This window comes from Pseudacidovorax intermedius, assembly GCF_001476815.1.
Taxonomy (GTDB): Bacteria; Pseudomonadota; Gammaproteobacteria; order Burkholderiales; family Burkholderiaceae_C; genus Xenophilus; species Xenophilus intermedius_A.
The window spans coordinates 1-9,602 of record NZ_LDSL01000042.1; the positions used below are offsets into that span (position 1 = coordinate 1).

At 71.4% G+C, this 9,602-nt stretch carries 11 protein-coding genes; 1 reads left to right on the forward strand and 10 read right to left on the reverse strand.

All coding sequences use genetic code 11. From position 1 onward, the window contains the following. The 7 genes from NS331_RS06320 to NS331_RS06350 form a co-directional block, all read right to left on the reverse strand. The coding region (locus NS331_RS06320) for an aspartate/glutamate racemase family protein (protein WP_242873673.1) at positions 1-202 on the reverse strand (202 nt) is incomplete at its 3' end. Then, positions 199-1,179 (reverse strand): polysaccharide deacetylase family protein, encoded by a 981-nt coding sequence (locus tag NS331_RS06325; RefSeq protein WP_082702299.1) that lies wholly within the window; start codon positions 1,177-1,179, stop codon positions 199-201. The genes NS331_RS06320 and NS331_RS06325, both read right to left, overlap by 4 nt. Continuing rightward, complete coding sequence (locus tag NS331_RS06330) at positions 1,176-2,525, reverse strand: amidohydrolase family protein (protein ID WP_058641163.1); 1,350 nt, start codon at positions 2,523-2,525, stop codon at positions 1,176-1,178. The genes NS331_RS06325 and NS331_RS06330 overlap by 4 nt, the downstream gene beginning before the upstream one ends. Next, positions 2,518-3,276: an amino acid ABC transporter ATP-binding protein gene (locus NS331_RS06335; protein ID WP_058641164.1), complete on the reverse strand. Its 759-nt coding sequence runs from the start codon at positions 3,274-3,276 to the stop codon at positions 2,518-2,520. The genes NS331_RS06330 and NS331_RS06335 overlap by 8 nt, the downstream gene beginning before the upstream one ends. Beyond that, positions 3,270-3,923 (reverse strand): amino acid ABC transporter permease, encoded by a 654-nt coding sequence (locus NS331_RS06340; protein WP_058641165.1) that lies wholly within the window; start codon positions 3,921-3,923, stop codon positions 3,270-3,272. The genes NS331_RS06335 and NS331_RS06340 overlap by 7 nt, the downstream gene beginning before the upstream one ends. Continuing rightward, positions 3,923-4,765, reverse strand: a complete 843-nt coding sequence (locus NS331_RS06345) for a transporter substrate-binding domain-containing protein (protein ID WP_058641166.1) — start codon at positions 4,763-4,765, stop codon at positions 3,923-3,925. The genes NS331_RS06340 and NS331_RS06345 overlap by 1 nt, the downstream gene beginning before the upstream one ends. Positions 4,766-4,817: 52 nt before the next feature. Further along, entirely contained in the window at positions 4,818-6,332 is a 1,515-nt protein-coding gene (locus NS331_RS06350; RefSeq protein ID WP_082702300.1) for an amidohydrolase family protein, read from the reverse strand. 41 nt (positions 6,333-6,373) lie between these two features. Here NS331_RS06350 and NS331_RS06355 point away from each other — a divergent pair, with 41 nt between their 5' ends. Beyond that, on the forward strand, positions 6,374-6,880 hold the full coding sequence (locus NS331_RS06355) for a nucleoside deaminase (protein WP_058641167.1): 507 nt from the start codon (positions 6,374-6,376) through the stop codon (positions 6,878-6,880). 50 nt (positions 6,881-6,930) lie between these two features. Here the strand turns inward: NS331_RS06355 and NS331_RS06360 are convergent, their stop codons facing one another. From NS331_RS06360 to NS331_RS06370, 3 genes are all read right to left on the reverse strand, one after another. Continuing rightward, positions 6,931-7,806, reverse strand: a complete 876-nt coding sequence (locus NS331_RS06360) for an ABC transporter permease (protein WP_242873674.1) — start codon at positions 7,804-7,806, stop codon at positions 6,931-6,933. Beyond that, complete coding sequence (locus tag NS331_RS06365) at positions 7,799-8,656, reverse strand: ABC transporter permease (protein ID WP_058641172.1); 858 nt, start codon at positions 8,654-8,656, stop codon at positions 7,799-7,801. Before NS331_RS06365 ends, NS331_RS06360 begins: the two co-directional genes overlap by 8 nt. A 5-nt stretch (positions 8,657-8,661) precedes the next feature. Further along, on the reverse strand, positions 8,662-9,602 hold a 941-nt coding region (locus NS331_RS06370; protein WP_058641168.1), incomplete at its 5' end, for an ABC transporter ATP-binding protein.

A 9,602-nucleotide genomic window follows, 5' to 3' on the forward strand; every position in this document is an offset into this window, starting at 1 on the left:
CCTCGGCCACGTGCTGCGCGGCCAGTTCCAGCACCTCCTGCTGGGCCAGCGCGTTCTCGGCCCGCGAGGCGATGATGGCCGGCCCCCGGCGGCCGGTGACGGCCAGGAGTCCGGTGCCCGGACGGGCCGCCGTGCGCGCGGCCGCCAGCACCGCGTCGGTCACGGCCTGGGTGCGGTTGGGGTTGATCAGCAGCAGCTTCATGCGCGGTCCTCCGTGGCCGTCGGCGGCACCTCGGCCAGCCAGTGGCGGGCGATCTGTTCGCGCGTGGCCAGCCACACGCCGGCGGCGCCGCGGATGTGGTCGACCAGCGTCTTCAGTCCGCCGATGCGTCCCGGCCGGCCGATGATGCGGGTGTGCAGGCCGATGGACATCATGCGCGGCGCCTCCCGCGATTCGGCCCGCAGCCATTCGAAGGCGTCGATGGCATAGCGCGCGAAGTCCTCGCCGGCCACGAAGGCATGGCTGTCGAAGAAGCGCATGTCGTTGGTGTCGAAGGCATAGGGCAGCACCAGGTGCGGCCGGCCGGCCACCGCGCGGTAGTAGGGCAGGTCGTCGTTGTAGGCGTCGCTGTCGTAGAGGAAGCCGCCATGCTCGACCAGCAGCCGGCGCGTGTTGACCGACGGCGAGGACTTGGTGTGCCAGCCCACGGGCGGCCGGCCCGTCAGGCGGGTGACCGTCGCCACCGTGCGCGCGATGCGCGCGCGCTCCTCGTCCTCGGCCAGGTGGGCATGCGATTCCCAGCGCCAGCCATGGCAGCACAGCTCGAAGCCGCGGCGCACGGCGTCCTCGGCGATCCAGGGCGTGGCCTCCAGCGCGCGGCCGCAGCAGTTGAGCGTGAGCGGCACGCCCGCCTCGGCCAGCAGCCGCACGATGCGCCGGTAGCCCACGCGGCTGCCGTACTCGAAGTGGCTTTCCATGCACAGGTCGGGCACGCCGCGGATTTCGTTGTCGACCTCGTGGCAGCCCTCATTGCGCTCGTCGCCGGCGGAAAGGGCGAACTCCGCGCCTTCCTCGATGTTGAGCACGAAGGAGACGGCCAGGCCGGCGTCGCCGGGCCAGAGGATCGCGGGGGCTTCGTCGCCGTAGCCGGTGAAGTCGCGCGGCGGGGATGAAGGCGACGCCGTCGCCTGGCCCGCGCGATGGGGGCGAGTTTGTGTCGTCGATGTCGGCGCCGTCATGCGCCCTCCCTGGCGCGCTGCCACAGGGTCTGGGCGGCGCGCTGCGCATCGGCCAGGATGGCGTCCAGGTCCACCTGCGTGGGCCGGCCGGCGGCCACCACCTGGCGTCCGTCGACCCAGACGTGCTCGACGTCGCGTCCCTGGGCGGTGTGGACCAGGTTGCCGACGGGGTTCACGCACGGCACCAGATGGGCGCGGCGGAAGTCGAAGGCCACCAGGTCGGCCTGCTTGCCGACCTCGATGCTGCCGATGCGGTCGGCCAGGCCCATGGCCTCGGCGCCGCCCAGCGTGGCCATGCGCAGGACATGCATGGGCTGCCAGAAGTCGTCCACGCCGCCTTCCTGCAGCCGCCCGATGGCGAGCGCCCAACGCAGCACCTCCACCATGTCGGCATGCATGTTGTCGGTGCCGAGCGCCAGGGCGGCGCCCGCCCGGCGCAGGGCCGAGGTGGGCGCGGCCGTGCCGCCGGTGGCGTTGCCCTTGGGAATGTGGGCGACATGGATGCCGGCCCGGCCGCAGCGGGCCAGATCGGCCTCGTCCAGGAACAGGCAGTGCGCGGCCACCAGCCGGTCGTCGAGCAGGCCGACCTCGTCGAGCAGCTGTGCCGGCGTGCGGCCCGAGCGTGCCAGGACCTGCGCGACCTCCTTGCGGCTTTGCGCGAGATGGGTGTTCACGCGCAAGCCCTGCGCCCGGGCCGCTTCGCCGATGCGGGCCAGCAAGGCGTCGGAGCAGGTGTCGGGCGCATGGGCCGACAGCTGCACGCCGGTGCGGCCGTCGAAGCCGCCGTGCCAGCGCGCCGCCAGGGCCAGGGCGTCGTCCAGCGTGCGGTCGCCGATCGCGTCGTGGTGTTCCCAGCGGCCATCGCCGATCAGCGAGAAGTCGGCGTCGTGGATGCGGCCGCAGCTGAACACGCGCCCCCCGATGCCGGCCATGGCGGGCAGCGTCAGGTCGGCATGCACGTAGGTGTCGTTGACGAGCGTCGAGCCGAACAGCAGCGCTTCGACCGCACCCAATCGGGCCAGTGCCACGGCCTCGTCCGGCCGCACGTCGTGGCCGTGCGGAATGCCCGGCGTGTAGGCGGGCGCGAAGCCCAGGTCCTCGGCCACGCCGCGCACCATGCTCAGGATGGCATGCGTGTGCACGTTGACGAAGCCGGGCGTGAGCACGCGGCCGGGCAGGGCCTGGCGCGGCAGGTCTGCCAGCGCGGGCGGCAGCGCCGCCATGGGGCCGACCCAGGCGATGCGGCCGGCGCGAATGGCCACACCGGCGTTCTCGAGCACGCGCAGTTGCGCGTCCATGGTGACGACCGTGAGGTCGCACAGCAGATGATCGGCGGCGTCAGCCATGAAGATGTCCCAGGAAGCGGCGCGTGCGCTCGGTCTGCGGCGCGTCGAAGATCTGTGCCGGCGGGCCCTGCTCGATGACCAGGCCGCCGTCCATGAAGACGACGCGGTCGGCCGTCTGGCGGGCGAAGCGCATCTCGTGCGTGACCACCACCATGGTCATGCCGGCCTGCGCCAGTTCGCGCATCACGTCGACCACCTCGGTCACGAGCTCGGGGTCGAGCGCCGAGGTCGGCTCGTCGAAGAGGATCAGCTCGGGGCGCATGGCCAGCGCGCGGGCGATGGCCACGCGCTGCTGCTGGCCGCCCGAGAGCTGCGAGGGCCGCTTGTCCACGTGCGCTGCCATGTGGACGCGTGCCAGCTCCTCGCGTGCACGCTCCCGTGCCTGGCCAACGGACAGCCCCTGCACGCGGCGCGGGCCCATGGCCACGTTGTCCAGCGCCGACAGGTGCGCGAACAGGTTGAAGCGTTGAAAGACGAAGCCGATGCGGCTGCGCTGGCGCGCCAGTTCCGCTTCGCCGTGTTCGCGGCCGTCGACCGCCCGGCCGACGAGGTCGCCGCGCAGCCGGATGCGGCCGGAGTCGGGCGTCTCCAGCCAGTTCAGGCAGCGCAGGAAGGTGGTCTTGCCCGACCCGGAGGGGCCGATCAGCACCACCGTCTCGCCCTCGGCCACGCTGAGCGCGGCATCCTTGAGCACCTGGCGGCCGCCGAAGCTCTTGCAGACGTCGCTCGCCTGCAGCACTGTATTCACCATGTGGGCAGCTTCCTTTCCATCCAGCGCGACAGCCAGGCCAGGGCCGACACCGTCAGGTAGTAGTACAGCGCGATCAGCACGAAGATCTCGAAGGGGGCGAAATGCACGGCGATGACGGCCTGGCCCGCCCGCGTGAGTTCGTAGACCGAAATCACCGACAGCAGCGCGGAGCCCTTCACCAGTGAGATCAGCTCGTTGGTTGCCGGCGGCACGACCGAGCGCAGGGACTGGGGCAGCAGCACATGCCACAGGATCTGGTGGTGCCGCATGCCGATGGAGCGCGCCGCCTCGGTCTGGCCCTTCTCGACGGCGCTGAGGCCTGCGCGGAAGGTCTCGGCCAGGAAGCCGGCCGCGTTGAGGGCCAGCGCGATCACGCCGGCCCAGAACTCGGGCAGGTTGATCCCCACCTCGGGCAACGCGAAGTAGACGAGGAAGATCTGGATCAGCAGTGGCGTGCCGCGGATGAAGTCCACATAGGCCCGCACGGCCCAGCGGACGGCGGGCAGCCGCGACATGGAGGCCAGGCCCAGCAGGCTGCCCAGCGCCAGGCCCAGCAGCATCGCCAGCGAGGAGATCTTGAGGGTCGTCAGCAGCCCGGCCCCCAGCAGGGGGACCGAGGCCTCGACCAGCTTCCAGTCGAAGGCCATCAGCCGAGCGCCGGGATGGTGTCGGCCAGGTGCATGCGGAAGCCGAACCACTTCTCCTGCAGCTGGTAGATGGCGCCGTTGGCCTTGAGCGCGGCGAGCTGGGTGTCGAGGTAGGCGATGAGCTCGGTGTCTTCCTTGCGCGCGGCGATGCCGGCCCAGTTGTCGCCGCCCATGCCCTTGACGATCGCGTACTTGCCGGGCGCGTCCTTGAGCACCATGGCCAGCGTGGCGAGGGTGTTGAGCACGCCGTCCACGCGGCCCTGCGCCAGGGCGACATAGGCGGAGGGATGGTCGTCGAAGGTGCGAACCTCCTTGAAGCCGCTGCCGCCCGCGCTCTTGAGCGACGCGGCGATCTTTTCCTGCAGGATCTGGCCCGGCGAGCCCAGCTTGACGGCCAGCGTGCGGCCGTTGAGGTCGGCCGTGGTCTTGATCTTGTCGGCATCGGCGGCGCGGATCAGCAGCGCCTGCGAGGCCTCGGCATAGGGCACCGTGAAGCCGACCCGCTCGAGCCGCTCCTTGGTGTAGCTCATGGAGCTCATGACCACATCGAACTTCTTGGCGTACAGGGAGGGGATCACGCCCGCCCACGCCGTGTCGATGAAGTTCGGCTTGACGCCGAGCGGCTTGCACAGCAGGTCGGCCAGTTCCACGTCATAGCCCACGATCTTGCCGTCCAGGCGGTAGGTGAAGGGCACGTAGGCGGCCTCGCAGCCGATGCGCAGCTCGCCGGAAGCCTTGATCTGCGCCAGCGTGGTGCCGGCCGCCCAGGCCAGGCCGGGCAGCAGGGGCAGGGCGCTGGCAGCGCCTGCAGCGAGAAGATGGCGGCGGGAGAGGGTGCTCATGGTGAAGACTCCGCGGTTGGAATGAAGACGGGAAGGGAGAGGTGGCGTGCGTTCAGTGCGCGGGCAGGCGTGCCGCGAAGGTGTCCGGCGCGACGGGCGTCGCCAGCCCCTCGCGATGGATGCGTTCCATGGCCGCCAGCACCGGCGCCATGTCGGCCTCGGCGCGGGCGTACTGCGGCATCAGCTCGGCGAACTCGTGCTGGATCTCGGCCAGCAGTGCTGCTTCGTCCACGCGCACCAACTGGCCGTTCTGGATCGCGACTTCGCCATCGACCATCGAGAAGTCCAGGCCCGCGCCGCGCTCCGCATAGACGAGCTGGCGCACCGGGTCGCTCAACGGCGTGAAGCTGACGGTGTCGGTGCGGTAGGCGACCAGGTCGGCGATGGCGCCCACGTGCAGGCTGCCCAGGCGGTCGCCGAAGCCCAGCGCACGCGCGCCCGCCACTGTGCCGGCATGCAGCGCCTCCCGCGCGCTGAGCCAGCGGGCATGGTCGTCGCCGCGGATCTTCGACAGCGCCGCCGCGCTGCCCAGCACGTTGAGCATGTTCACGGTGACGGTGGAGCAGGAGCCGTCGGAGCCCAGGCTGACGTTCACGCCCGCGTCGAGCAGCTCGCGCACCGGCTGGATGCCCGAGCCCAGCAGCAGATTGCTCCAGGGGTTGTGCTGCGCGGTGGCGCCGGTGCGGGCCAGCGCCTCGATCTCGCGCGGGTTGAGCCACACGGCATGGATCAGGCTGGTGGCCGGCTTGAGGAAGCCGATGCGGTCCAGGTACTCCACCATCGGGCAGCCGTAGAACAGCTGGCCGGTGACCACCTGCAGCCGCGTCTCCTGCACGTGGGTGATGACCGGCAGCGCCAGCTCGTCGGCCAGCGCGCGCACCTGCATCAAAAAGGGCTCGGTGCAGCGCTGCGGGGCCGAGGCCGACACCAGCACGCCCACGCGCCGGCTGTGCGGATGGCGGTGCGTGGCCAGGTCGCGCACCAGCGCCAGGCAGTCCTGCGGATCGGGCCGGCGGCCGGCGCGCATCTCCGCGGCCATGGCGGGCGGCATGTGCTGGGCCAGGAAGGGAAAGTTGTCGACGATGGGCTTGTCCATCATGGCGAAGCCCACCAGCGCACGGATGCCGGCATCGTCGTAGGCCTGCAGGCAGGCCTCGATGCGCGGCCGGTCGATGGCGGCGCCGAGCGCCATGTCGTCGACCAGCGTGGTGCAGCCGGTGCGCAGCGATTCGATGGCGCCGATCATGGTGCGCAGGTAGGCCTGCCGCGGCGTGAGCGGCACCGGCATGCGGGTGCGCACCAGGTGCATCCAGAGTTCGAGCGGCAGGTTCTCGGTGCGCCCGCGCTGGAAGTGCTCGTGCGAATGCTGGTGGCCGTTGACGAGGCCCGGCACCAGCAGGTGCCGCGACAGGTCGACCACGCGGTCGGCGCTGCCCAGGGTGCCGGCCGCTTCGATGGCGGCGACGCGGCCGTCCTCGACCAGCACGTCCAGCGGGCGCGGTTCGTGCTGGTGCCGATCGCCCAGCAGCGCCTGGGCGCCGCGCAGCAGGGTTCGCTTCTTGCTCATGCGTGCATGTCTCCGTCGAACAGAAGAAAGGAAGGCCGCCGATGCCCATTGCCGCCCTGCCCGCGTCGCCGATGACGCAGGAGGCTGCCGACGTCCACTGGATGCGTGCGGCCCTCGCCGAGGCGCTGGCCGCCCATGCCCGTGGCGACTGGCCGACGGGCGCGGTGCTGATCAAGCAGGGCCGGGTGCTGGCCTATGGCCAGAACCGCCAGAACACGCGCAACGACCCCACGGCGCATGCGGAGACCGATGCGCTGCAGACCGCCTTCCGCGCGCACGGCCCGCAGGCCGCGCAGGGCGCCACGCTGTACTGCACGATGGAGCCCTGCCCCATGTGCGCGGGCGCGCTGCGCATCGCCGGTGTGCGCACGCTGGTGCTGGCGCTGCGCCATGCCAGGCTGCGGCGCGTGGACCTGGGCGACTACAGCATCGAGCGCTTCTGCCACCTCACCGACTACCCGCTGGAACTGCGCGACGGCGTGCTCGAGGACGACTACCTGGCGCTGCGCCTGCGCTGGGGCGGCGACCGCGTGGCCTCGGCGCCCTGAGACCGTCTGGCGCCGCGCCGGGCGCGCGGTGGCCTTTGCACGAGCGCCGCTCATCGCATGTGCCGCGAGATGCCCGCGACGCGCTCCATCACCACCATGAGCACGATGGTCGCGGCGATCAGTACGCCCGACACCGCGGCGGCCCGCACGTCCAGGCTCGATTCGATGATGTGCCACATGCGGATCGGCAGCACCTCGCTGCGGGCGTCCGACAGAAAGAGCGACACGGCCACGTTGTCGAAGGAATACATGAAGCCGATGAAAGCGCCCGCCGCCACGCCCGGCGCGATGAGCGGCAGCGTCACGGTGCGGAAGGCGAAGACGCCCGAGGCGCCCAGCGAATGCGCGCTCTCCAGCAGCGCGCCGTCCATCTGGGCCAGGCTGGCCGTGGTGGTGCGCAGGATGTAGGGCGCGGTGATCGCCACGTGGCCCAGCACCAGCGTCGTGAACGACAGCCCCGTGCCCGCCAGGTTGAACAGCATCAGCAGCGACAGGCCGATGGCCAGCGCCGGCAGCATCAGCGGCGACAGGAACAGCGCCTCGCCCGCGCGCGCCCAGGCCTCGCGGCGGCGGGCGAGCGCCACCGCCGCGGCCACCGCCAGCACGATGGAGATGGCCGTCGCGCAGGCCGCCAGTTCCAGCGACAGCACGAAGGCCTCGATCAGCTCGGGCGACTGGTCCCACAGCGCCTCGTACCAACGGGTCGAATAACCCGGCGGCGGGAACTTGAGCGAATAGCCGCTGGTGAAGGAGGTGATGACCACGATCACCGTCGGTGCCAGCAGCAGCACCGCCGCCATCAGGCCCAGCAGCCCGAAGACCATCGTGAAGGACAGGCGCTCGGCGCGCCCGCGCAGGCCGGCCCGGGCCATGGGCGCCGCGGGCGCGGGGGGCACCGGCGTGCCGGAAACGAAAGCCTCAGCCATGGACGAACCCCTTGCTGCGCCGGCCCAGCGCGTTGATGGCGGCCACCACGCCCAGCACGCACACCAGCAGCAGCATGGCGACCGCGGCGGCGAAGGGATAGTTGTTGGCCTGGATGGCCTGCTGGTACATGTAGAAGGGCATGAACATCTGCTGCCCGCCGCCCACCAGCGTCTGCGTGACGAAGGCGCTCACGCTGCTGGCGAAGACCAGCAGGCTGCCCGCCAGCAGGCCCGGCATGGCCAGCGGCAGCGTCACCTGCCAGAAGGTGCGCCAGTGGCCCGCGCCCAGCGCCAGCGAGGCCTGGCGCAGGTTGCCGTCGATGTTGGCCAGCGCAGTGATCAGCGGCAGCACCATCAGCGGCAGCTCGATCTGCGCCAGCGCCACCGTCACGGCGCCGGGCGTGTAGAGCAGCTTGAGCGGATCGGCGATCAGCCCCAGGTCCAGCAGCACCGTGTTGACGATGCCCTGGCGCCCCAGGATCACCACCCAGGCGAAGGTGCGCACCACGGAGCTGGTGAGCAGCGGCAGCAGCACCAGCAGCAGCAGCACGCCCTGCCAGCGCGGCGGCGCCTGGGTGTAGAGGTAGGCCAGCGGAAAACCCACCACCAGTGCCAGCAGCGTGACCTTGAGGCCCAGCCACAGCGTGCTGCCCAGGATGCCCAGGTTGAAGCCGTCGCCCAGGAACTTGACGTACTGGCCGACGCCGAACTGCGTCATGGCCGTGTCGTCGTGCAGGCTCACCCACGCCAGCAGCAGCATGGGCGCGAAGACGAAGACGGTGAAGAACAGGCCCAGCGGCAGGCCCAGGGCCAGCGGCGGCGTGAGGCGGGGATTGGCAGCGGCAGCCATGGCGCTCACCCCGCGAAGACGCTGGCGGGCGAACCCTGGCGCAGCCGCAGGCCCACCGTCTGGCCGGCCTCGAAGCGCGGCTGGTCGGCCGTGCGCGGCTGCGTCACCTTGGCGGTGGTGCCGCCGGGCAGGCGCAGTTCGTAGACCAGCGAGGGGCCCAGCGGCAGCACCATCTCGACCGTGGCCGGCAGCGCATCTGCCGCCGGCGTGCCCAGGGCCAGGTGTTCGGGCCGCGCAGCCAGCACCACCGCGCCCACGCGGGAGCAGGGCTGGGCCTCGGCCAGCGGCAGGCGGCCGCCGCCCTCGCAGTCGACCGCGAAGCCGGCCTCGCCCTCGCGGGCCAGCCGGCCGGGCAGCAGGTTGGCTGTGCCGATGAAGGTGGCGACAAAGAGCGAAGCGGGCCGGTCGTAGATGGCCTCGGGCGTGTCGAACTGCTCCACGCGGCCGGCATGCATCACGGCGATGCGGTCGGCCATGGACATGGCTTCTTCCTGGTCGTGCGTGACCAGGATGGTGGTAATGCCCAGCTCCCGCTGGATGCGGCGGATCTCGATCTGCATGTCCAGCCGCAGGTTCTTGTCGAGTGCGGCGAAGGGCTCGTCCAGCAGCAGCACGCGCGGCTGCACGGCCAGCGTGCGGGCCAGGGCCACGCGCTGCTGCTGGCCGCCCGAGAGTTCGCGCGGGTGGCGCTGGGCGAAGGCGCTCATCTGCACCATGGCCAGCATGCGCTCGGCGGTGGCGCGGGCCTCGGCCGCCACCACGCCGCGGGCGCGAAGGCCATACGCCACGTTGGCCAGCACCGTCATGTGGGGAAAGAGCGCGTAGTTCTGGAACACGATGCCCGCGCCGCGTTCGTTGGTCGGCAGCGCGTCGACCACCTCGCCGCCGATGCGCACCTGGCCGCCGCTCTGGCGCATCAGGCCGGCCACGATGCGCAGCAGCGTGG